General features: G+C 48.3%; 14 protein-coding genes, 2 rRNA genes and 1 riboswitch. Of the genes, 13 read left to right on the top strand and 3 right to left on the bottom strand.

Annotated features, from left to right (window positions below):
* Both DMN77_RS17545 and rrf read left to right on the top strand, forming a co-directional pair.
* Positions 1–96, top strand: a 23S ribosomal RNA gene (locus DMN77_RS17545); the annotation flags it as partial.
* Between the two features lie 59 nt (positions 97–155).
* A 5S ribosomal RNA gene (gene rrf / locus DMN77_RS17540) occupies positions 156–272 on the top strand.
* Between the two features lie 43 nt (positions 273–315).
* On the opposite strand, the gene DMN77_RS17535 is transcribed toward rrf, so the two are convergent.
* A complete protein-coding gene (locus tag DMN77_RS17535) occupies positions 316–1176 on the bottom strand; it encodes an AraC family transcriptional regulator (RefSeq protein WP_068778323.1) in 861 nt (286 codons plus the stop codon).
* A 413-nt stretch (positions 1177–1589) separates the two neighbouring features.
* Between DMN77_RS17535 and DMN77_RS17530 the strand changes: the two genes are divergently transcribed.
* Together DMN77_RS17530 and DMN77_RS17525 are read left to right on the top strand one after the other, a co-directional pair.
* Positions 1590–8975 carry an endo-alpha-N-acetylgalactosaminidase family protein gene (locus DMN77_RS17530; RefSeq protein ID WP_179015832.1) on the top strand — a complete coding sequence of 2462 codons (7386 nt, stop codon included), beginning with the start codon at positions 1590–1592 and terminating at the stop codon, positions 8973–8975.
* Positions 8976–9269: 294 nt separating this feature from the next.
* Positions 9270–10592 carry a family 43 glycosylhydrolase gene (locus tag DMN77_RS17525; protein ID WP_179015831.1) on the top strand — a complete coding sequence of 441 codons (1323 nt, stop codon included), beginning with the start codon at positions 9270–9272 and terminating at the stop codon, positions 10590–10592.
* A gap of 117 nt (positions 10593–10709) precedes the next feature.
* Here DMN77_RS17525 and DMN77_RS17520 read toward each other — a convergent pair whose 3' ends face one another.
* Positions 10710–11543 (bottom strand): NAD-dependent epimerase/dehydratase family protein, encoded by an 834-nt coding sequence (locus tag DMN77_RS17520; RefSeq protein WP_068778320.1) that lies wholly within the window; start codon positions 11541–11543, stop codon positions 10710–10712.
* Positions 11544–11568: 25 nt separating this feature from the next.
* A complete protein-coding gene (locus DMN77_RS17515) occupies positions 11569–12792 on the bottom strand; it encodes an enolase C-terminal domain-like protein (RefSeq protein ID WP_068778319.1) in 1224 nt (407 codons plus the stop codon).
* Between the two features lie 376 nt (positions 12793–13168).
* On the opposite strand from DMN77_RS17515, the gene DMN77_RS17510 reads away from it, so the two are divergent.
* From DMN77_RS17510 to DMN77_RS24160, 9 genes are all read left to right on the top strand, one after another.
* Positions 13169–14803, top strand: coding sequence for a response regulator (locus DMN77_RS17510; RefSeq protein ID WP_179015830.1), 1635 nt, complete (start codon positions 13169–13171; stop codon positions 14801–14803).
* A complete protein-coding gene (locus DMN77_RS17505) occupies positions 14796–16613 on the top strand; it encodes a sensor histidine kinase (protein ID WP_179015829.1) in 1818 nt (605 codons plus the stop codon). The genes DMN77_RS17510 and DMN77_RS17505 overlap by 8 nt, the downstream gene beginning before the upstream one ends.
* Positions 16610–16780: a hypothetical protein gene (locus DMN77_RS17500; RefSeq protein ID WP_157259334.1), complete on the top strand. Its 171-nt coding sequence runs from the start codon at positions 16610–16612 to the stop codon at positions 16778–16780. The genes DMN77_RS17505 and DMN77_RS17500 overlap by 4 nt, the downstream gene beginning before the upstream one ends.
* Before the next feature lie 32 nt (positions 16781–16812).
* Positions 16813–17790, top strand: a complete 978-nt coding sequence (locus DMN77_RS17495) for an ABC transporter permease (RefSeq protein ID WP_082789904.1) — start codon at positions 16813–16815, stop codon at positions 17788–17790.
* A gap of 25 nt (positions 17791–17815) precedes the next feature.
* Positions 17816–18703 carry a carbohydrate ABC transporter permease gene (locus tag DMN77_RS17490; RefSeq protein WP_179015828.1) on the top strand — a complete coding sequence of 296 codons (888 nt, stop codon included), beginning with the start codon at positions 17816–17818 and terminating at the stop codon, positions 18701–18703.
* A gap of 81 nt (positions 18704–18784) precedes the next feature.
* Positions 18785–20308 (top strand): extracellular solute-binding protein, encoded by a 1524-nt coding sequence (locus DMN77_RS17485; RefSeq protein ID WP_256872468.1) that lies wholly within the window; start codon positions 18785–18787, stop codon positions 20306–20308.
* A 213-nt stretch (positions 20309–20521) separates the two neighbouring features.
* A complete protein-coding gene (locus DMN77_RS17480; protein WP_179015827.1) occupies positions 20522–22678 on the top strand; it encodes a glycoside hydrolase family 88/105 protein in 2157 nt (718 codons plus the stop codon).
* Between the two features lie 79 nt (positions 22679–22757).
* A riboswitch (purine riboswitch) is annotated at positions 22758–22874 on the top strand.
* Between the two features lie 78 nt (positions 22875–22952).
* Positions 22953–23915 (top strand): EamA family transporter, encoded by a 963-nt coding sequence (locus DMN77_RS17475; protein ID WP_069188271.1) that lies wholly within the window; start codon positions 22953–22955, stop codon positions 23913–23915.
* 193 nt (positions 23916–24108) lie between these two features.
* A complete protein-coding gene (locus DMN77_RS24160; protein ID WP_068778312.1) occupies positions 24109–24597 on the top strand; it encodes a zinc ribbon domain-containing protein in 489 nt (162 codons plus the stop codon).
* Positions 24598–24632 lie beyond the last annotated feature (35 nt).

Below are 24632 nucleotides of genomic sequence, written 5' to 3'. Positions count from 1 at the left end.
TAAGACCCCTTGAAGACGACGAGGTTGATAGGCCTGAGGTGGAAGTGCAGCAATGTATGGAGCTGACAGGTACTAATCGGTCGAGGGCTTATCCAAAAACATCTAAATATGCAAAATAAGTTTCGTATCCAGTTTTCAAGGATTAACCTTGAACGTTTGGTGGCGATGGCGGAGGGGTTCCACACGTACCCATCCCGAACACGACCGTTAAGCCCTCTAGCGCCGATGGTACTTGGACCGAAGGGTCCTGGGAGAGTAGGAAGCCGCCAAGCGATAAGAACCACTACCGATAATCGGTGGTGGTTTTTTTATATCCTAAATGTCCTTATTCCGCAATGTCTTAAACTCCCTGGGTGTTACCCCTGTATACTTCTTAAACACCGTTGCAAAATATTGCCCGCTGGAAAAGCCTAACTTCGATGAAATGGTGGTCACGGTTAAGTTGCTATTGCATATATAGTTCATCGCCAGCTCGATCTTTGCAATGAGAATATATTCATTCACCGTAATATTCATATAACTCTTAAAGATCTTGGACAAGTATCTTGTGGTAACATTACAGCTTTGCGAGATTTCATCTAAAGTCAGGGGATACTCAATGTTCTGGTTGATATAATGGATGGCTCGAATCACGATGGGATTATCAACGTTGAATTTCCTGCGAACACTCTTCTCGATCTCGCGGGATAGGAGAAATAGAAGCTCGTAAATATAAATATTCGCTAACGAGATATGAAACATCTCTGTGTCATTATTCATCTCTTGGCAGATTCGTTCTACACACGAAAGCAGCTGATCGGTGAAGGGCTGGTATATATATGCGCTGTGCCGATCTGTCATATAGTGCAGAAACGTTAGGCCTTCGTTAACTCGCGGGTTAATATCAGTAAGGCTTTCCGGACAAAAATGAATCTGCAGAAATACGGCAGGGCGATTGGAGTTGACGTGAAAAGAGTGAATCATATGCGAGAAGATAATCAACAGTTCGCCCTTGCGAACGGTAACATTCTCCCCATTGATAATGATGTCGCACTCTCCTTCTTTCATCAAGCATATTTCTACATTCTCGTGGCTATGGGGTCCAAAGGTATACCCCGGCTTTAATGTACGCGGCAATGCATTATAGATCATACTCTGATCTTGCATTTGAAAGAGCTGCTCAATCGTAGCCTTCACACTAACCCCCCCAATGATGACTGATGGTATAACAAAGCAATGATATGGTATTGAAGGATAATGACGATTACTATTCAATTTTATCGAGGGGCATTATTGAAAGCAATATCATTTACAAATCTAGTTCTTTATTTCAAACATTTTTCTCAATCTCGACTGCATAATGAAAGTACTCATCGAGAACGATTTGCTACACTTAGAAAGCAATACAAGGTATTGCAGATTGGAAAATGATAACCCGGAGGGATTGCAGGGCAGGGAGGATACTCTTTTATGAAAGCGTTCTCTAAATTTTACTGCATGATCTGACAAAGGTATCATCCAATCGGGCAAGTCTTGATTAAACATTCAGGTTTGGGAGCAATGAGGCTGTAAATTGAACATTAAAGTACAGTATTAGGGGGAATGATCGGGTGAAGGCAAAGCATAATGGCTTGATATCGAGAGTCGTGATCTGGATGTTGATTATCGTGGTCAGTTCAAGTCAAATGGGACTATGGCCAGGGTCGACTTTGTTCGCAGCAGAGGAGGGCGAGGGAGATCCGCCACCAACGCCTATCGAACGAATTATAGTAGAGATCCCATCAATTACAGTAGAGACCCAGGCTGGAATCGCGCCAGTACTTCCTTCGGTCGTGCAGGCTGTCTACAGTGACAGTTCGTTTACAGAAGTAAATGTGAACTGGGACTCCATTGATGCCTCGCGATATTTGGGACCCGGCACTTTTACCGTCGAAGGGGAGGCTGAGGGTACGGATTTGAAAGCCGAAGCTCATGTCGTTGTGTATGAAGCAGAGCATGTGTTTGACAGCTTCTTGAAGGAGATTGAGAGCAACATCCCGGAAGGACAAGAACTTGTCACCTATTCGAACAACTATCAATCCATGGAGCCCGAACCGATGACTTTCCATCTGGGAAACGGGAGTACTTCCGTTAACAATGGCTTGACCGTAGATATTATAGCATTAGATAAAAACGCCAGTATTGCAACCTGGGATAAAGCCCCTTGGCTATCGGTTGGTACCATTGACACTACGATGCGCTATAAGAGTGGTGTTCAGAGCAATGTAGGCTTTGTCATTGGGACTTATGATGACAAGCCAAGCGTTTCTGTGCGTTATGATGCAGGGACCACCTGGGTTATTCAAAGCCCGGATGGAACAGGTGATTGGGAAACATTCACCGGGCCAGAGCTCAAGCTGGATACCGACTACCATATTCAGATTGGCTTTAATCGCACAAAGCTGTTGGTTGTAGTTGATGGACAGGTTTACTATAACCAGGAATGTAAGATGCTTGGCACGATAGCTGATTACGGCCAAGTAGGCGTGTATAAACGTTATGCAACTGGCAAGATCGAGATCAAGGATATTAAGATCATTGGTGCAGGTATGAAGGAGAAGCCTTCGGATATCGTCAGTTATGTTCAAGACTATGAAGATCCCGCGTATGTACCGAATTGGTCAGGTCTTAACGCGCAAGTGGTCACAGAACAGAATGGCAATAAAGTACTGTCGTTGAAAAAAGGCTCGAAGGAACGAGGCGCGGACCTCGATTCTCCTCCACTTCAAAAGGGAACGTTGTCGCTGGACTTTAAGCTCGTCAATCCGGCAAAGCTGGGCAACGGACAAGGGTTTGCATTTGGCTTCCGGATGAATGATGAGGCAAGCATCTTTAATGAACTCGGGGTGGATCCATCCAGTTGGATTCCGGAATCAAGCTCAGGCTGGGGTTCAAAGCTGAATATTCCATATCCGATCCAGGGCAGATGGAATAACTTAATGTTTAACTTCAATGAGAAGACAATCACCGTATACATGAACAAAAAGCTGATCGGTGACATCTCCTTCGATCAGTTTACTGAGGCAGCAGGGCGATTTGGCATGCGCATTCGCAGCACAGTGGAATTATATATCGATAATTTGCAGTATACGAATCAGATCATTGAGCCTGAACAGATTGTTCAATACAGCAATGATTTTCAAGAAGGGATCACAGGCAGGTGGAGTGACGCAACAGCAGCTATCGTAGCTGAAGGCAGCAATCGCATTTTGCATCTGACGAATATGAATGGCGAGGCCTGGAATCTGGATGCGCCACAGTTGCCAAGCGCTACGTACATGTTAGAAGTGAAGCCGACAACGACGGCGATCGGATTCACGATTGGCGACCATGCTGCCATCCGTTATGAGGATGGGAAGTGGGTGCTGAAGCAGAGTGCGAACAGCATTGATCTGGTCACGGTGAAGGCAAACGATTCAACCCCTAAAGTGCGTGCATGGAACAAAGTAGGTTTGCAATATACAGACTCTTCCATCACATTGAGCATTAATGGTGCGGAATTGCATGCTGACCTGCCGGCAGGGACTCAATTCGGGCTGGGCGGCTTCGGCATTATTGCTGAAGGCCAAATCTATGTTGATAATATTCTCTTTACGGAACAATTCCCTGAGCTGGATACGAACATTGCATCGGATAAGATAATCTATGAAGAGTATTATGAGAGTCTTACAGATCTGAATTGGACAGGACTTGGTGAACAGCAAGTTGCTGATGGATACCTGCAAGGTACAATTGCAGCTTCGACGGCAGCGATGAACCAGGCTGTTCAACCCATCGCTAACGGTGAATACCAAGTGAAGATGAAGGTCGCTGACGGCGTTGCCGGTGTGAAAATCGGGAATACAACGATTTATCAGGATAGTGGCAAGTGGGTTTCTCAGCTTGATGGTAGCGGCAGCAAGACGGTGATTGGAACGGCACCTAATCTCGAGGGTGGCAAAGAGTACCTGATCCGTGTACAGCTGATTGAGAATGAATGGAGTCTATATGTAAATGGGACATGGGTAGGCAGTGCATCGGCAGATGGATTCCAGCAGGGAGCATTTGGCATTTACAACCCGGGAACCAGAGAGATTCAGGTTAGCATCGATGCGATTACCGTAGAGGAAATTCGAATCTATATTCCGGATTACACAACTCCGAGCTGGGTTGCTCTTGATGAGAGCAAGGCAGAGGTGTTGAATAGCGGGGAGGACTTTGTCCAGGTTAACATGCCGGGCGTTGCGTTAATGGCAGATAAAGCGAGTCCCAAGGTTGCTAATCAGCGGGTTGCGTTTGACTTCCAAACGAGTGCAACGCCAGGCGCTGATGGCGGTCGTTATGGGTTCGTATTGCGTGGACTAGATAGCGAGCGTTATGTGTCCATCATTCATGATATCAACGGGAAATGGATGCTGTATGCGAACGGAAATGAAACCAAATTCCCGGTTGCTTATGAGATGAAGGCCGCTTCATCCTATAAGGTTGAACTTCGTCTGGCAGGCAACACCGTATCCTTTAGCATTACGGACTCAGAAGGTGTTAAGACAGATATGGGATCTGTAACGGATGAGGAAATTACCCAAGAAGCAGGCTGGTTTGGTCTTCGATCCTGGTATGGCAGCAAGACAATGACGGTCAGCAATCTGAAGATCGTTGAAATAGAGTCGATGCCGAAGCTTCAATTAACCTCGGACACGGATACGATCACCAAAGATGGCTTGACCGTTACACTGTATCAAGACTTCCCGGGGATTGCCAATTATCAGCTGGGTGATCGTACGATCTCTACAGGAATGGAGCAGACGAATACGCTGATTATTAATAACACCGAGTATAAGCCGCAGACGACATCGAAGAAGGTCGCTGAGCATAAATACGAGTACACGATGAATATTGAAGAGATTGGCGTAGAGATTACCGCACAGCTCCAGATTGAAGAGAGCCACGTGGTGCGCTTTGAGGTTACGAATATTAAGGAAGGCAAAGATGTTCTCGTTAGATCCATACAATTGAACAGCTCTTTGATCTATGTGGATAGCTCCATGGATAGCGCAACCTATGCATGGAATAAATCCAACGGTGAATGGCATGGCATCTCGGAGGAGCTTGTCGATGATATGTTAAAGATGAAGCAAGCGGGCACATTTGGCGCAACAATGACGATGGCAAGTGCCAACGGTTTGGGGATTGCGGTCGAAAATAACGTCATCAGCAGCGGCAACAAGATGATTGTAACAACAGAGAAGAAGCCGCTTGTGAACAAGATCAGCGTTAAGCCTGGAACATGGACATATCGTCATAGTCAAAGCAATGAAACCGAAGCGCTGCCTTGGTATGAGGTTGTAATTACGGAAGAGCAAAATGGGGATGGCAAGACGGATTGGCAGGATGCTGTGGTAGCTTATCGCAAGACAATATTTGTCGAGCCATATGGTGCTGAGGATATGAAGAACAGCATGATGTATATTGCTTTCAATTTTGCCAGCCAGGCGAATGATACATTCCTGAATTCGTTGGATACAGGCAAAGTGCTGTATAACTATACGGACGGATTCGGACAAATGATCCTTCATAAGGGCTATCAAGCCGAAGGTCATGATGATGACATTCCATCGTACTCCAACATCGGTGTACGGCAAGGTGGACTGAAAGACTTTAACTATCTGATCGATGAAGGGGATAAGTATAATCTGCGGGTCGGTGTGCATATCAATGCCACAGAGTATCATCTTGATGCGAACGAATTGAACTACTCGAATCTTAATGGAGCTACTGCGAACGGACCAGCAACGGATAAGTTAGGCAAGGGCTGGGATTGGATTGATACGGCGTATTACGTAGATCAGACGAAGGATGTATTGAGCGGTGACCTCAAGGCTCGATTCGAGAGTCTGTACAACCTGACAAAAGATCCGAATAACCCTAACGATCCCGCCCTCGATTTCTATTATATTGATGTGTATACAGGCAATGACTACAATGCACATAAGCTGTTGCAATATGCAAATGACCTGGGCCTCAAGGTAGGGACAGAGTTTGCAGGTCCGCTTGAGCCAGGTGTAGATTTTGTACACTGGGGTCCGGACTTGGGTTATCCGAACAAAGGAAATAACAGCACGTTATCCCGAATGGTGAAAAATAATCTCGATATCTTCGTTGGTCAAGCGCTGTATAAAGGTCAGAAAATTCCTGGGGTAACCACATGGGGCGATTCCAAGCCTGATCTGCAGCAGGGGGTAACCGTATTTTTTAACGAAGTACTGCCAACGAAATATATGCAGCATTTTGGTGTTCTGAAGCATGAGACGGACCAAGTCACTTATGAGGATGGGGTCATCTCCAAACGTAACAAGGGAAACGGCAAGATCGAATTATCCAAAGACGGCAAACTGATTTCTTCCTGGAAGGATACCGGAACGACAACAGATGAATCAGTTCGTCATACAGGCGAGGCGAACTCATTGATTCCATGGGTATGGGATGTTCGTACCAATAAAGTGTTAGGTATGAACGAAGGTGCGAAGCTGTACCATTGGAATACAACTGGCAAGGAGACGACTTGGCAGTTGACGAATGAATTCAAAGATGTGAAGCAATTCAATATGTATGAGCTGACACAACAAGGCAAGGTATTGGTGGATACGATTAACGCAGTTAATGGTACGATAACGATTGATCGGGCAGCTAAAAATACGCCTTATGTATTGTATCCGGCATCTGCTGACGCAGAGAAGCTTGTGCCAAGCGCACAGGATTGGGGTGCAGGCAGTCTGATCAAGGACTTTGCGTTTAACTCGGAGCGATTTAACGTGCCAGGCTCCTGGACAGTGGATGACACGAATCATATCAAAATCAAAACGGTGCAAGGCGATGCTGAATACGATATTAGCAAGGAAATGACAAATTCCAATTGGAACAGATATGCTGAGGTCGGCAGTCAAGCCGGAGAGATCTCGCAGAGGATAACGGGATTAATCCCGGGTCAGGATTACACGGTTGGTGTCTGGACACAGACGCAGAAGGGAAGAAAATCCGGCATTCAGGTTGTGATCGGCGATGAGACATACACGAATGAAGTCACGGGTGCAGATGGTTCCCATCAAACCTCCTTCAAGTATGTGAACACGACATGGCAACGAATGAGTGTAGAGTTCCATGTGCCTGAAGGGGTAACCGAAGCTACCGTTAAGCTTGTAGCTGAAGCTGGGGCGGGCACAGTATCGTATGATGATGTTCGCATCTGGCAGCATATCACAGTTGAGGACGATGTAACGAATAAGGGATATGTTGTTTACGAAGATTTTGAAAATGTCTATGAGGGTTGGGGACCATTCGAGTATGGCGGCGGCTCGAGAAAGATTCATATCGCGTCCGATCGCAGTAATGCTCTCGACAACAACCCGGTTGTGAAACCATCGGAACAGAAAGTTGGTCCAGTGATGACATGGGTTCTTGACGGAGAGAATTCCTTGAAGATCAACGAGACCGATGTAGGCAGATTGATAAAGTCGAATGAAGCCGGTGTGAAGCTGCAGCCGAGCCAAGAGTACGAACTAGGCTTCATCTACACCTTGGAGAACCTGGCCGACTATGAGGTCCTTGTGCAATCTCGCTCTACAGGTGAAGTGGTGCTGCAAGAACAGCTTGAGCATCTGCCTAATCCGGGGAACAAGCCTGGCAAGGACGGCGGTTATATAGAGTTCAAGCAGATCTTTACAACAGGCGAGCAAGATGACTATCAGGTTCTTTTCAAATTAGTATCCAAGAGAGAAGAGAAGGCAACCTCGGACTGTGCATTGATCCTGGATAACTTCTATATTAAAGGTTATGGAATCGACTATTCCAAGACGCTGCTTCAGCAAGTGATTGATCGCGCTGGCAAGCTGAATAGCAAGGATTACAAGCCTGAATCCTGGGCGACGCTAACCGCTGCATTGGATAAAGCAATTGCAGTAATGAAAGATCCGGCTGCTACCATAGCGCTGATTGATGAATCAAGAGTCGTACTTGAGCAAGCCATCAAGCAGCTTATTCCGAGCGCAGGCATTGTGAAGATAGATCCTGTAACCGTGGATACGCGAGTAGGCATTGCACCAGTACTTCCCGAAACCGTAAAAGCGACTTACGAGAACGATCAGACGAAGGAAGTTGCAGTTACCTGGAACGCTATCGATCCATCCCAGTATGCGCAGGAAGGTTCCTTCCAAGTGGAAGGCGCTGTGAATGGAACAGCCATTAAAGCTGTTGCTACGGTCAATGTTAAGCGTAACACCGTGACGCCAGATCCGGAGCCAAGACCGGATCCCGTGGTGAACCCAAGCCCGGAGGTGAAGCCAGAGCCGGGGCAGAAGCCGGACCCCGGACAGCAAACGGATCCGGATACGAAGCCAGACCCAGGCACAGATAAGCCTAAGCCATTTGCAGATACCGTGGGTCATTGGGCAAGCAAGGAGATCGATGAACTGGTAAGGCGTGGGATCGTTAAGGGAATCTCGGATACCGAATTCGCACCGAACAAGACCGTATCTCGTGCAGAGCTGTCAGCCATGTTTGCACGTGCACTGGATCTTAAGCCGGGCGGTTCCACATCATTCCTGGATGTAGCCGATAACATGTGGAATACGGATGATATTGCTGCTGCATCTCAGGCAGGACTGATTAAGGGGTATGCAGGCAATAAATTCGAGCCGATGAAGTCCATTACACGACAAGAGACGGCTGTAATTATGATGCGGGTGCTTGAATTGGAAGGCAAGTCTATCAAGCTGACCGATACAGCTGATCATATTCTTGCCAAGTACAAGGATGCCGCTCAAGTCAGTAAATGGTCCCAAGAAGCATTGGCGATTAGCATTCAGGCTGGCTTGATGCAAGGTACGCCAGACCATAAGCTTCATCCGAATGGCAATCTGACTCGTGCAGAAGCTGCTGTGCTGTTAACAAGATTGCTGCAGCATTTGGAGCAGGCTAAGTAGATCGTCATAGGAAAGAACTGGCATTAATGAATATAGTGAAAGCTCATGATTGTTCTAAGTGAAGTAGAGAGACACTCTCTGCGGTGCTATGAAGCAATCATGAGCTTTTTATATTGGTGGATATCCTTCTTAATGGGTATTGTGTTGGCCATTGCCTGCTCTTTTATAAGCATTTCTTGCATATTTCTATCGGTATTCCCTAGCAAATTTAATATCGTCTTATGGTGCAGCATCAGTGCCGGGCTTATGCTTAGAATGAGTCAATGAGTCTTGCACAGGGAGGACAAAAATAATATGGGCAACAATACAATGCCAATACGTTATGGCAAATCAACCTCAATGAATCCGGTCATTACTTCCATTTATACGGCCGATCCTTCGGCACATGTGTGGGACGACGGCCGGATTTACATCTATGCTTCACACGATACCGATCCTGCCAGGGGGTGCGATCTGATGGATCGCTATCATGTTTTTTCGTCGGCGAATATGGTGGATTGGCAGGATGAAGGAGAGATTCTTAGTTCAGAGGAAGTAAGCTGGGGAAGGCCGGAAGGGGGATTCATGTGGGCCCCGGACTGCGCTTACAAGAATGGCACTTATTATTTCTATTATCCGCACCCCAGTGGGACGAATTGGAATGATACCTGGAGGATTGGCGTAGCGACCAGTACGAAACCGGCAAGTGATTTTACCGATCAAGGATATATTGGGGGGCTTGGTGGTTTTGCAATGATCGACCCGGCGGTATTTGTCGATGACGACAACCGCGCTTATATATACTATGGAGGCGGTGGAGTTTGTGAGGGCGGCGAGCTTGATAAGAGCATGATGGCAATCCAAGGAGACATGAAGCTCATGGAAGGGTTGGAGGACTTTCATGAAGCAGCTTGGGTATTCAAAAGGAACGGCCTTTATTATTTGACCTATGCGGATAATTTTGCAGGCAATAACCGTATGCGTTATGCTGTGAGCGTAAATCCGCTTGGCCCGTGGACTTATAAAGGGATATTCCTAGAGCCCACAGGCTGTTCGACGACACACGGCTCAGTAGTTGAATTTAAGGGGCAATGGTATTTATTCTATCACAACCAGGATATCTCCGGAGAAGGAACGTTGAGAAGCGTATGCATTGATGAGCTTCATTTTGAGCAGGATGGCTCGATTAGCATGGTCATACAGACTCGCGAAGGAGTGAGCCTGGCTGGAGCAGCGGCTTCGCCAAATCGCAGTTCCCAAGCATATGGCACTTCTGCGTGCCTGATTGGTGGAGGAGCATCGCTACTCACGCTTGATGACGGAACCAAGGTGATCATTGGCCTGCAAGCCCCGGAAGCTTATGCCCAGTGGGATGAAGTGGATGGTGGAATAGGAGGGCGGTTCGAGGTGGCTGTCATGTATGCCACTGCAGAGAGGCTGGCCAAGCTGCGTTTAATCGTGAATGGCCGGGACTATTCTCTGGTAAACGCACTTTCCACAGGCGGCAGCGATGAATATACAGGTTATACGAGTCTGACAGTCAGACTGGAGCCGGGGAGCAAGAATAGAATCCGATGGTCGGGAGGCAACGGCGACATTTCTATTTCGGGTTTGCTGATTCATTCCTTGGAGGACTAGACGAACATAAATTTCATCGACGAGTGGAGAAGGATCAATCCGTGAGGGGACAACGTTACGCGCTGTTTACCCCTCACGGGTTTGTTTTATAGATGAACGTAATACAGTACTTGGGATTCAGCGTTCATCGATCCAGGAATAACGGGGATGCCACGAAAGTATTCTCTTGGCGAGCGAGTTGCTGACGAGAGCTTCCCGTCCCGAGAAGGCAAACTGTCTGATTACCTCGGGATAAAATCGCTCAAGCAATTGTTCCGTCGGCCAGGTGCTAAGGGTGTCATTGGCGGTAATATTGAAGCACTCTGCTGCTCGATCTTCATATCTCAGAGCAGCAAGACAGGCATCGGCGGCATCGCGAATATCGATATAGCTCCATAAGGTTTTCTTGAACCGCTCCGGCTGTTCTGGAACGATGGCAGCGTATTCGGAAGCTGTCATTACCGTGGAGAAACGAAGCGACAGGATATTTATCTCTCCATGACGATTAAAGGCAGCCGCAGACGCTTCATTGACTACCTTTGACAACCCGTAGCATTCCTGCGGCTTCTGCGGATGGTGCTCATTTAGCGGTACATAGTCCGGAGAGAATGAACTGCGAGCCCAGGCGAAACCGTAGGACGACTCGCTGGAGCCGAGCACTACCTGACGAATTCCAAGCAGTCTGGCTGCTTCCAGGATATTGTAGCCGGAGAGAACATTGTTGGCGAAAATATAGGCCGGTGGATGCAGTAAAGGAGCGGGAATGGCGGCCAGGTGCAGGATTGCATCCGCAGGTTGCAAAGCGCCTATCACTTGCCCGATATCGGTAAGATCGGCAATAATTTGGCGGCAGGACAATCTATCGGAAAGACGCTGATCGATAGAAAGGACAGAGTAGCCTTCCTGTTCAAGTCTCTTAACAACAATGGAGCCCAGCTTGCCACTGCCGCCGGTTACAGCGATTGTGTTCATGGATACGATCCCCCTTAGTTCAATGTTATGGCCGAACGATAGTGCCGTCTGCCTTGCGGTCCAGAGGGTATGGTCGGTGGTAGCTTGAACATTCCCAATCCTTCTGCCGCAGACGGTTCAGCTTCGTCTCATCAAGCTCAATGCCAAGCCCCGGCTTATCGGATGGATACAGGTACCCGCCTATTCGCCGGATATGTCCGGGGAAGGCTTCAAGTTCTTTTTCGTGGAAATGATTGATTTCTTGAATCCCGAAATTCCAAATGGCCAGATCCAAGTGTACGGCGGCAGCCTGATTTATCGGATCATTCTCTCCTCCTTCCTGCCAGGCGGTTCGTACGCCAAAGGCCTCGCAGACCGCAGCGATTTTGCGACAGGCCGTAATGCCACCTGCCTTGGATATCCGCATACGGATAAAATCGATAAGCCGTTCCTGTACGAGGGGAAGCCATTCTTGAGGATTCGTGAACAGCTCGCCTACTGCCTGCGGTGTCGAGCTTAGGGTGCGAAGCTGGCGATACCAGCCAAGCTGGTCAGGCGGCAGGGCATCTTCCAGGAAGAAAAGAGAATAGGGTTCGAGTCGTTTGGCCAACTGGATCGCGGTAATTGGCGATAAATGCTCATGGACATCGTGTGTCAATCCGAGTCCACTGCCAAATTCAAGCCGAAGCTGTTCGAACATCGCCGGAACGGAATGCAGGTAGGCCTGTTCATCGAAAAAACGGCCTTGTATCCAGGCTTTCTCCGGCAGTCTCGCTTCGCTTCCCTGAACGAATCCCCCGCCTCCATAACCGCCAAGCTGGCAGCGGATCACGGAATATCCGTCCTCCAGGTATCGTTGCACACTCTCTATCAGCTCCGAGACGGATTCTCCGGATGCGTGTCCATAACAGGGAACCGCAGACCGGGCTGGTCCGCCTAGCAATCGATAGACAGGCAGTCCGGCCTCCTTGCCGAGAATATCCCAGAGCGCCATATCGATGGCGCTGATCGCCGTTTGCGTTACGGAACCGCTGCGCCAGTATCCACTGTGCTGCATGGTCTGCCAAATATCCTCGATTTGAGAGGTATCCCTTCCTATCAACAAGGGGGCAAATAACTGCTCGATCACTTGAACTACGGCCTCAGGATTATATAAATCAGAAGCTGAGCCAATACCGTATAACCCATCCTGACTGGTATTCACCTGAACGATAGTCCAGCTTCCATCTGACCGAGTACGAATACTACGAATGCTCTTGATAATAGCCATAAGCGTCCTCCTTTCCATGTCCTGCTTAGTGTAATCCACTCTTTGGCTCACCCCAAGGAGACGATTATAAATTTTCCTGCTGTATTATTAGCTTGTTTGAATTCAATAAAAAAGAAGCTGATGACCCGAAGTTATGAATAGGAGGAAGACAGCGATGAGCATCCGGCATAAAAAGATGAACGGTCCAGACAAAGAGACGATACATATGGTTCATTGATGCTTGGGCAAGGGGACATTCATAAACTTTTGCGGGGATTGTTAGCTAGTTCCTCCCAACTGCTGTTCGGCAATTAGGAAGCAGGGTAAAATATATGTCACTTAGTTTCGGTAAGCCTGCTGAATAATAGCAGAAATAGAACATGGGTGGTGATCTGGTATGCTGGCGCTTATTGTGGATGATGAAAGGGAAATCAGGGAAGGACTGCGTGCCGGTTTCTCTTGGTCAGACTATGGAATAGAAGAAGTTTTAACGGCTGATGATGGCGACACAGCGCTGGAATTAGCGAGGACACAGAGGCCGGATATTATTGTGACGGATATACGCATGAAGCGAATGTCCGGTTTGCAGTTGATCAAAGCCTTAATGGAGCAACGGCCGGACGGTTGGAAAGCGATCGTCATTAGCGGATACGACGATTTCGAGATGGTTAGACAGGCGATGAGGCTGGGCGCCATGGATTATATACTCAAACCTATCAATACGGATGAGCTTGGCAGCATACTTACCCATGCCATCTCACAATTGGAGGAAGAAAAGGCGGACCGGGAAAATCGCGAACTTCTGAACGTGCAAATTGACAATGCCCTGCCGAAAATAAAAGGGGAATTGATGCGGGAGATCATGGAGCATGAATATGATCCTTATAGGGAAACAAGGATCGTGCATAGGCTCAAGACGCTGCATATGGATTGGATGGTGACCGGGCCGTCCGTAGTTATGCTGTTTGAGGCCGACGATTTGAAGTCAGTGGAGAATCGCAAGGGGATGCGTCGGGAGAAAGAACTGATTCTGTTTGGGATCGGCAATGTTGTGAAGCAAACTTGGGAAGAGCATTATTTGGAGTCCTTTGTTCTATATGAAGATTCGAAGCAGCGTTGGGTCGTTGTGCTGCAATGCACCCGGAGCGGGGGAATCGCAATCATCGAGGAGCTGGGGAACTTATGCCTGCAGAACATCCGCGATTTCGTGAAAGTGAAAGCCAGCGCGGCGTTATGTATGATTTCCGGAATCTTGGCCGAACTGCATACAAGATACGCCGAAGCGGAGGAGATTCTGGAACAGAAAGCGATCTATGGAGGGGATCAGCTATTGACGAGCCGCGGTTGGGAACAGGAGTCCGAACAGGAGAATCCGCCAATCACGAACCCGGAGGAGGTGCTTGATCTGATTCGTTATGGCACCGAAGCGGATATCCATGCAGCGATGAACAGATTTTACGAGCTTGTCCATTCCTGGTCACATACTCATATTAAAGATATTCAACAGCATATTTTTGAATGGCTGCTCGCCATTTTTAAGAAAGCCGCTCAATGGGGCTGGCCGGAACAGAGCTGGCAGCGAAATCCGATGGTGCTTTGGGACCGCTTGGAGCGCTATGATACACTCGATTCACTGCGGGAACAGGCAGAGTCAAGCTTGTTGGAGCTATCTCGCGATTTTGCCGAGCTTGCCTCCTCCCCGGGACAAATTATTCAGGAAGCCGAGAAATATATTCTGCATCATTTTGCCGATAATCTCACGCTGCAAAGCGTCGCCGCAGAGGTACATGTAACTCCGGTATGGCTTAGTAAGCTATTTAAGAAAGAAAAGAAGCAAACCTTTCTGGAGTATCTGACCGAGGTCAGGATTGAGAATTCCAAAGTTATGCTCGGCGAAGTGCAATATAAAATCTATCAAATCTCCTCTCTCGTAGGGTATAAAGATCCGGTGCATTTCACCAAGCTATTCAAAAAAAGAACAGGCTGGACGCCTAAGGAATACCGTAGAATGCAGGGGATCGCGGATGAGTAGATTGCACATCGCCCTGAGTTCGTTAAGGAGCAAGGTGATCCTGATCTTCTTTGCCATGCTGATTGTTCCGTTTCTGCTATTCGCCTACTATACGCATGTGAAAGCCATAGAAGGCATTTCTAACGCAAATACCTCCGTTTCACATAGCTTTCTGATTCAGGCTCGTCAGAATTTTGAAATTTATTTATCCCGGCTTAACGATCAATTGAACGATTTGATCGGGAATAAACAGTTGCAGGATCTGCTGGAGAAGCCTCCTTCGGGCCTGGAGGAGGAACGGGCCTTTACAGTCAATATGCTTACGTTCCTTAATCAGCAAAGCTCTGCGGTAGACGCCTTTCGCGTTCATTTATATCCGCTCCCACCGGGAAGCTACGGCGATTATATGTATACGATAGGGGCTTCCGATATCCTGAACCAGGAAAAGTGGTTCCGCTTGGCAATGAATACAATCAGCCCTTTATGGCATCTGTCTATGCCCAGCAACGGACGGTATGCCAAGCCTTTACTCACCTATTCAAAAAGATTCACCGGACTATATGATCGTGACCCGCGGGCGATTATCTCTGCCGACATATCAGAGGATCAGCTGCGCCGCTACTTCTCGCCATCAGGAAATATTGCAGGCCAGAAGCTGCTGCTGCTTGATGAGAACGGTCAAGTCATCTATGATTCTTCAGCGAATGAATGGACGGGGGAGCCGGAGATAGCTGAGCGATTCAATATTCTAACGGCGGGAACCGAAATATCCGAGACGCTGGTTATTGACGGACAGAAATATTTGGCCTCCAGATTGAAGCTGGACAGCCAGCCCTGGTACCTCGTCAGCCTGTCGCCCTTAAGTGAGCTGACGGGCTCGATCGATGAGATCAATCGGCTTATGCTTATTTTCCTTGTTGCTTATTTATTGTGCTGTGTTGGGGTGGTTATTTACTTGACCAGTCAGTTTACCCAACCGATTGTTCGGCTCGTTCAATTGATGCGCAAGGCAGAGAAGGGACATTTCCATCATCAGTCGGCCTGGTCCCATCGCAATGATGAAGTCGGCTGGTTGTATCGGGGGTTTATTAGTCTGACAACGCAAATTGAGACCTTGATTGAAGAAGCCTCACGCGCAGAATGGAAGAAAAAAGAACTCGAATTTCAGGTGCTGAGCCACCAGATTAATCCCCATTTCTTGTATAACACGCTGGAATCGATCCGCTGGAAGGCGGAGACGCTTGGGCGAAGTGATATCAGCGAAATGGTAGCGGCGCTTGGCAACTTGCTGCGGCTTAGCCTGAACCAGGGCAAAGAGATTACGACCTTGCGGCGTGAAATTGAGCAGCTTAAGGCTTATGTACAGATTGAGCAAGCCCGAATGGGCCAAAATATCCGAATCCTATATTCCATAGAGCCGGAGCTGCTGTCGCTGCCGTTCCTTCGCCTCCTGCTGCAACCTCTGGTGGAGAATGCGATTCAACACAGCATCCGGGATAACTTCGAACAAGGGAAAATCCTGATTTCGGCTTACAGAGTGAAGGATGATATCGTCATCGACATTATCGATAATGGGAACGGAATTCCCAAGGAAACATTGGACAAGCTCCATCTGGATATCAGGAAGGAGGCCCTCCAATCCACAGGAACCAAGGGAGTTGGCCTGCGGAATGTCAACGAGCGGTTAGCCCTTTATTTCGGGGATGCCTATCGGCTGCAGATACAATCGTCCAGTGATTCGGGAACGACAATAACGCTGAAGCATCCGGTGATGAAGATGGAGAATCCGCAACTGAATCAAGAATCGCCAGAATCAGCAGCTGTACTATGAGAATAGAGCTTAATATCCGGGTAGCCGGAGATCAAGGGAAGCCGTCCGGCGTTGTCGGGCGGCTTTGCTATGTCTGCAAGAGATCGCATAAAGCCAATAATGAACCACCAAAATACAAGATCGGCTCATGCCCTTCTGCAAGCCAGGACGGTATCATTAAGACATAAATCATTCCAACCTAACAGAGAGGTACATGCTTATGAGAACGATAACCCCCACTTCAAGCAAACGGAGCACCCGCCTTGCTGTTCCCCGAAAATCCGGAGTACTGAAGGATATTTATCGGCACCGGGCACTGTTAGTCATGTTTCTGCCGTTTGCGACACTGCTTCTGCTTTTCAACTATTTGCCTATGGCTGGATTGGTCATCGCTTTCAAAGACTTTGACTTCTCCAAAGGGATTTTTGGAAGCTCATGGATGCAGCCGCTATTAAACAATTTCGATTATCTGTTTTCATCCGATGCGGCTTTTCGGGCAATCCGCAATACCATCCTGCTTAACGCTTTATTCATTGTAGTAGGTTTAATCTTTGAGGTAGGGTTCGCGCTTATTTTAAACGAGATCCGCAACAAGTATTTCAAAAAGGTGACGCAATCGATTACCTTTTTGCCGTTCTTCATATCGTGGATCGTCGTAGGAGTGTTCTCTTACAACCTGCTGAACTATGAAAGTGGTTCCATTAACCGCTTGCTCGAATGGCTGGGCTTTCAAGGAATCGACTTCTACAGCAGCCCGGGACTTTGGCCGTTGATATTAACCGTCGCAATGCGCTGGAAGGCTACCGGCTACGGTACGATCATTTATCTGGCGGCGTTAACCTCGATCGATAGCTCCTATTATGAGGCGGCTTCCATCGACGGGGCGACCCGCTGGCAGCAGATCCGCCATATCAGCTTGCCGATGCTGCGGCCGACGGTGATCATCCTGACCTTGCTGGCCGTAGGAAGAATCATGAATGCGGATTTTGGCATGTTCTATGCGATGGTAGGAGACGCCTCGCTGCTGTTTCCGACGACAGATGTGATCGATACCTTCGTATATCGCAGCCTGCGCAAGACCGGGGATATTGGCATGGCCTCAGCGGCGGGCTTCCTGCAATCGACGGTGGCATTTATTCTGGTTCTCGTCAGCAACTATGCCGCCCGCAAAATTGATAAGGATTCGGCAATATTCTAATCGGTACGAAGGAGGTTCATCCTGAATGACAGCCAGAAAGAAATTTTCACTAAGCCAGCTTATCATTATGCTTATCGTTGCCTTGTTCAGCCTCGCATGCCTGTATCCCTTTATCATGGTAATCTCAGGTTCTCTTAGTACGGAACAAGATATCGCCGCATATGGCTACACCTTTTTACCCAAGCACATTACTTTTGATTCTTACCGTATTCTACTGCTTGGATCGCATCGGATCGTTAATGCCTATGGGATCAGTATCTTTGTTACCGTCGTGGGCACAGCCCTGTCGCTGCTGTTTACCGCCATGGGCGCTTACGCGGTATCCAGAAGATCCTTCAAGCTCCGGGGAGTGCTGTCGGTATACGTTATTATAACGATGCTGTTCAGCGGCGGATTGGTGCCTTGGTACATTATTTGCGTACGGTATCTCGATCTCAAGGATTCGGTATTCGCGCTGATTCTCCCGTCTCTGGCCAATGCATTCAACTTATTTCTGGTCCGCAACTTTATGTACGCTATACCGGAGGAAATACACGAGTCCGCGAAAATCGACGGGGCCGGCGAATTTCTTATATTTTACCGTTTGATCGCGCCGCTTGCGCTTCCTGTACTGGCGACAGTCGGCTTATTTATATCCCTTGGCTACTGGAATGACTGGTTCCTGGGGCTTATGTTTGTCGATAAACAGGAACTCCAGCCGCTGCAGCTGTTATTGCGAACGCTCATATCCAATGTCGAATTTCTGCGGAGCTCCAGCAACGCGGCGGCAATGCAGCGGATTTCGGCCCAGATTCCTTCGGAATCGATGAAGATGGCGCTCACCGTGGTTACGATTGGACCGATCGTCTTTCTGTACCCGTTCGTACAACGTTATTTTGTAAAAGGATTGATTGTTGGTGCTGTTAAAGGTTGAATATGAAGGCCCCGCCTTCATGCAGAAGGTTCCAACGGCTAAGGCCGTCTATGATAATACAAAATTGAAGGGGGATTTACATTGAGCAAGAAAAAACGGGGATTTATAACACTTGCTGTAGTTTTGCTGCTTAGCATGACATTATCCGCTTGTGGGGGAAATAAGCAGAGCTCTTCAAATGACAAAGGTGCAGCGCAGGGCAGTGAGCCCGAGGTCACCCTCAAATTCTACTTCGGCGGGGACAAAAAGGCGGCTAGCGATGAGGTATGGGCCAAAATTAGCGAATACGTTAAAAGTAAGGGGCTGAATGTCAAGTTCGATATCAATACGATCCCTTTTGGTGATTTCAAGGATAAAATGCTCGTTATGGCCGCTTCAGGGGACAAATGGGATATGAACTTTGATGGTGACTGGCTGTCCTACAAGCAAATGGCGGCCAAAGGATCTTATATGGCGCTTAATGATTTGCTGCCGGAATATGCCCCGAATCTCTACAAGAAGTATCAGGAGCAGGGGACATTAACCGCGGCGACCGTAAACGGACAAATCGTAGGGCTGCCGTGGACGATGAAGATGAACGAACGTAAATTTGCCGGCTGGCGTTCTGATCTGGCCGAGGCTGCCGGACTTAATATCGAACCGAATTCGATCAAGACGATTGAAGATATCGACCATTTGCTTCGCCAATTTAAGCAGGCCTATCCTAACGAGAAGCTGTCTCGGACAACACCATTGTCGATTTACATGATCCGTGACGAGTGGGTGGACCTGAACTTCCACGGCCTGGGCTTCTATCTGGATGATCCAAAGGTTACGATTCAGCCGGTAGAGCAGCAGCCCTTCTATCTTGAATCCGCTCAATTGGCCAAAACCTGGTATGACGAAAATCTGATTAACCGCGATGCGATGATCGATAAGGAGGGGGAAGAGGTGCAGTGGAGGAACGGCAAGAAGCTCTTCACCATTACTTCGCATGAGTGGGCTTATGCTGATCCAGGCTTTGTATCACCTGACTTTAAACAAGGGATGTCGCTGCTGTACCCGGATAAGAGATATGTTAACCGTACTGCGCTTGCTAATGTTCTGGCAATCAACCGGAATTCGGAGCATCCTGATCTCGTCCTTCGCTTTCTGGATATGGTAGAGACAGACCAAACGCTGTACGATTTGCTTCAATACGGAATTGAAGGCAAGACCTATAAGCTGGATGGCGAAATGGCCGTGTATCCGGAAGGTATGGATTCCTCAACAAGCAACTATATGGAGTGGGGTGGACAATGGGCGTTCTGGAAGCCGCAGTTTATGCGTCCGACACAAACCTATGGACCCGGCTTCTGGGAAGAGGAAGCGAAGTTTGCCAGCGAGCCCAATAATGTGAACTCCCCAGTGGACGGTTTATTTATCGCTGAAGACAATGTAAAGAATGAAATTGCCAAACGGGACCAAGCGTCTGATGAGTTCAGCAGACCGATTGAATTTGGTGTAGTGAAGGATGTTGATAAATCGGTCAAGGAATACATTGAAATGCAGAAGAAGAACGGCCTCGATAAACTGCTGACCGACGCACAAAAGCAGGTGGACGAATACTTGGCTAGCAGACAATAAGGGTTAGAAAAGGATTTCGGATGCTCCTCTTCCCTATCGATTGTGGGGGAGAGGGGCGTCTTTTCAATAAATATTGAAAGCATTCGCGCATTTGTCTCCTATAAAGCGCTGCTGGCGCTATGTTACGATTTTCTTAGATATCGATATTATTGGAAGTCGAAGGCTGGCTTGCTGACGGAGGGCCGGTCCGAGCAGATAGGAGATGGAAGTGTGATGACAAGATTACAGGAGAGCATTTACGACAAGACCGGCGCCGATATCCCTTGCGCCTTGCAAGCACTGGCGAATCGCTATGTAGCCGACAATCCGGCTGAGCCCTACCGATATCGCGCTTTTAACCGCGAAGGCATCCAGCGTGCCAATGACTTTCGTTATGTGTTTAACTTGGGCGATCGCTTCCCTGAAGCTGAGGTTGGACAAATTTCCTACGCGTGGGGCATGATGTGGTGTGATCATCCGGATACGGAGATGACTTGGCTCACTACGGCATGGGGACCGCTTGAGGTATTTGTTAACGGCCAAAGGATCTACCGCTCCTTACCTGGAGATGAGCGGCCGAAGATAAAGCGGGAATGCCGTGCTTTGCTCAACGCAGGCTGGAATGACATCGCGTTGAAATTTACGAAGACGCGGGCTGGCTTTGGCGGTCTTTTCGGCACGCCAAGCAGCAAATGGGTAATCTTCAATTCGATCATTGCCTCTAGCGAGAGAAGTGGTCAAGAAGGGTGGCTGTTCAGCAAGCCGGTCGATGAAGCTGTAGAGGAACTGCCGATTGCCGGGCAGTCGGAATTTGCAGGAGCGCTGCAATGGTGTCCGCATCTTGAATGGACGGAAGAACAGCAGCTTATGACACCGCTGGAGAGATTATACGGCAGTGCGGACGGATCAACAGCTTTCGCCTGGTCGAAATTTCAGGCGAATAATGCGGCAGATCGAATGTATCGCATTATAGGCAGCAGCTTAGGTCCCACAGTACTACTCATAGATGGTGTGGAGAAGTACCGCTGCGAACAAGCGGGAAAATTCGAGCTGGAGATGGAATTATCCTATGGCTCGCATCAATTGGTGATTCGCGATACTGCGGCTTCTTCCTGGGGGACGACAGTAACCGTAATGTCCGGAGATCAGCCTGTTCGACTGGAGCAGCCAGTCCCTGTTCACGGATATTCGGGAGCTTGGTTGTATTTGGGCCCGTTTGCAGATCAATATATCCCGGGTAAGCTTGAGCTGACAGAGCTGCATCGCGTTCACAAGGATGGTGGGCAAGGGACGTACTGGCGAGCGGATATGCCTGGAGCCTGGATTCGGCCTTACCTGGAGGCTCCGCTATTTGGAAAGTGGAATTACCCTGTTGGTGTAACGCTGTACGGATTAGCACAGATGGGCAGAACGCTGGGACGATCTGATCTCGTCGCTTATGCCGCAGACCACGTCGCTCAAACGGTCAGATGGTATCCTTATACTAAATGGGATTATGAACAGTACAAAGGTACGGGAATTAATCAATCCCTTGCAGATATCGATAGCCTGGATGATTGTGGCTCCTTTGGTTCGACCATGCTGGAACTGTACCGGGACCATAAGCGGATAAGCGGGGTAGAGGAGCTGGCCGAAGTCATCGGAACTTATATCAGCGAAAAGCAGGAGCGGCTGACGGATGGAGCCTTCTATCGCAAGCATGGGCAAGGTGAGGATACGATGTGGGCGGATGACCTCTATATGAGCGTCCCTTTCCTATGTCGTTACTATGAGCTAACTGGTCAGGAGAAGTATATCCATGATGCGGCGCGACAGTTTTTGCTGTTCCGGAAATACTTGTATATTCCTGAAGAGCAGCTGATGTCCCATGTGTACGATTTTGAGCAGGGTTTAGCGACAGGAGTACCTTGGGGTCGCGGAAATGGCTGGGTGTTGTTCTCCTTGTCCGAGCTGCTGAGCGCTCTGCCAGAGAAACATCCGGAACGGGAAGAATTGCTGGAAATGTTCCGTACCTTAAGCGCAGGCTATTTGGCTCATCAAAGCGAGGAGGGGCTGTGGCGCCAGGTGATCAATGAACCGGATGCTTACCTGGAGACATCCTGTACAGCGATGTTCATTTATGCTTATGCACGAGGTGTACGAAATGGCTGGCTGACCGATAAGGCCGCTTATTCCAATAGCGCTATTCAAGCCTGGAGGGGACTGACCCGACACCGTATCGATGCACGCGGAAATCTATTCGGAGTATGCCGCGGTTCAGGCTATTCACATTCCAGCCGGTACTACAAGTATGATCTGCTGCCGCAGCTCAACGATACGCATGGGATCGGCATCGTTATGCTGGCCGGCGTGGAACTGCAGCGATTGATCGAATGGCTGCAAATGCCATAAAATAAATCGAAGAATATGCATTGACAGTCTCCCTCTTGTCATGTATTATGGTCTGAGGTGTTGACATGGTCCGGACCATGAAGGAATTTGATCTTACTTTCGTATAACCTCGCAGATAGCCGATTGACGGCTAGAACGGGCGAGGGTTTCTACAGGAAGCCGTAACTTCCTAACTACGATATAGAGAATTCGTTACTGATTCTTATATCGTAGTTAGGATTTTTTGCGTTTCCTGGATTCAAATGCTATCAAGGGGGAGCAATAGGAAATGAAAATGAAGTACTTATTATCCGTATTTATCGGTGCAAGCAGTTATGGCATATTGTCGACCATCGTTGTACTTGCCTATGGACATGGCTACCAGCTTGGTGAAGTGGTAGGCACACAACTACTGACAGGCTGCATACTAGCATGGATGCTGGCTATATATACCAAGCTTAAAGAGAGACGCCAACTGCGGGAAGAGCAGAGGAAGCTAGGAGGCTCGGGAAGTGCGACAGCAGATGCCTCGTCGAAGCTGACCTGGAAGCAGAGATTGCTGCTGATGTTAGTCGGAACGCCTACCGCTATAACAGGTCTGGTATATTATCATTCATTGCAATATATCCCGGCATCATTGGCCATTATACTATTATTCCAGTTCACCTGGATTACTGTGCTGATTCAGGCGATCAGCAAGCGCCAGCGCCCGAATGGGGTTATGCTGTTCACACTTGTATTGCTGTTTGGGGGAACGCTGCTGGCCGCCGGGCTGACAGGGCAGGCAGGAGGCCGTTTCTCTGCAATCGGGGTCACGTTCGGATTACTCGCAGCCGTGAGCTATTCTATGTTTGTTCTCTTTAGCGGCAAGGCAATGACATCGATTAAACCGGCTTATCGCAGTGCCTGGATGATTACAGGCGGACTCGTGTTAGTCTTTATACTATTCCCGCCGCATTTCCTGTTTAATGGTCTGCTGTGGAGCCAGTTGCTGGTGTTCGGGCTCCTGCTCGGTTTCTTCGGAGCATTCATACCTCCCGTATTGTTCGCGATTGGCGTACCTCATATCGGCGAGGATATGGCCGGAATTCTTGGAGCCATTGAGCTTCCGGTTGCGGTATTGCTCTCTTCGCTGGTTCTCCATGAGCAGGTGACATTGCTGCAATGGATCGGCGTTATCGTCGTTCTGCTTGGCGTCATCTTTCCTCAGCTCACTAAGCTAAGAATGAAAGCTACGGGCGAGAAACGGTTGACATAGTTCATAGGTCTTTTATAAGCCGCCTTCGGTCTGCGAATTCAGACCGGAGGCGGCTTTGCTTTTCGGATATTTTCTATTATGATCAAAAGAGAGTACAGCCAAAAATAAAAATCGACAAACTTCTTTGTTATTTTCAGGTATTATTAGGAATAGAATAATTGAACTGACATTAACTCGAAAGTAGGGGATTCAAGTGGGGATCTTTGATAAATTGAAGGATGGCGCAGCCAAAGCGGCAGACTTGGCCAAGGATTCTGTGGAGATTGCCAAGATCAATTCGCAAATCTCCAGCAAGCGGAAGGAAATTGAGAAAAGCTATTTATTGATTGGCAAAGAGGTCTATGAAGCTTATACCAAAAAACAGCTGGATACGCTTGAGTCCCTCGTTCAGGAGCAGAGCAATTTGATCCGTGGACTTGAGGAAGAAGTCGAGCAATTGGAATATAAGATCAGAGAGATTAAGGATGAGAAGGAATGTGTCTGTGGCAGAGTGGTACCGATGGACACGAAGTTCTGTCCGTCCTGTGGACATCAATTCGAGGAGATTGCCAAGATAGTCCCTGTCGAAGAAGAGTCCGCGAGCGAGGTGCTCGTCATTCAGAAGCATTGCGCATCCTGCCACGCTGTTGTGAATGAGACGGATCTTTTTTGTGAGAAGTGCGGAAATCGGCTAGCCCCATAGAATGATCAGGTTGCAGCAAGGGAGCTCCTGATCCT

It is taken from the genome of Paenibacillus sp. 79R4, from assembly GCF_013393165.1.
Taxonomy (GTDB): Bacteria; Bacillota; Bacilli; order Paenibacillales; family Paenibacillaceae; genus Fontibacillus.
The sequence above is the reverse complement of the archived record's forward strand: the minus strand, read 5'-3'. Positions and strand labels throughout refer to the sequence as shown.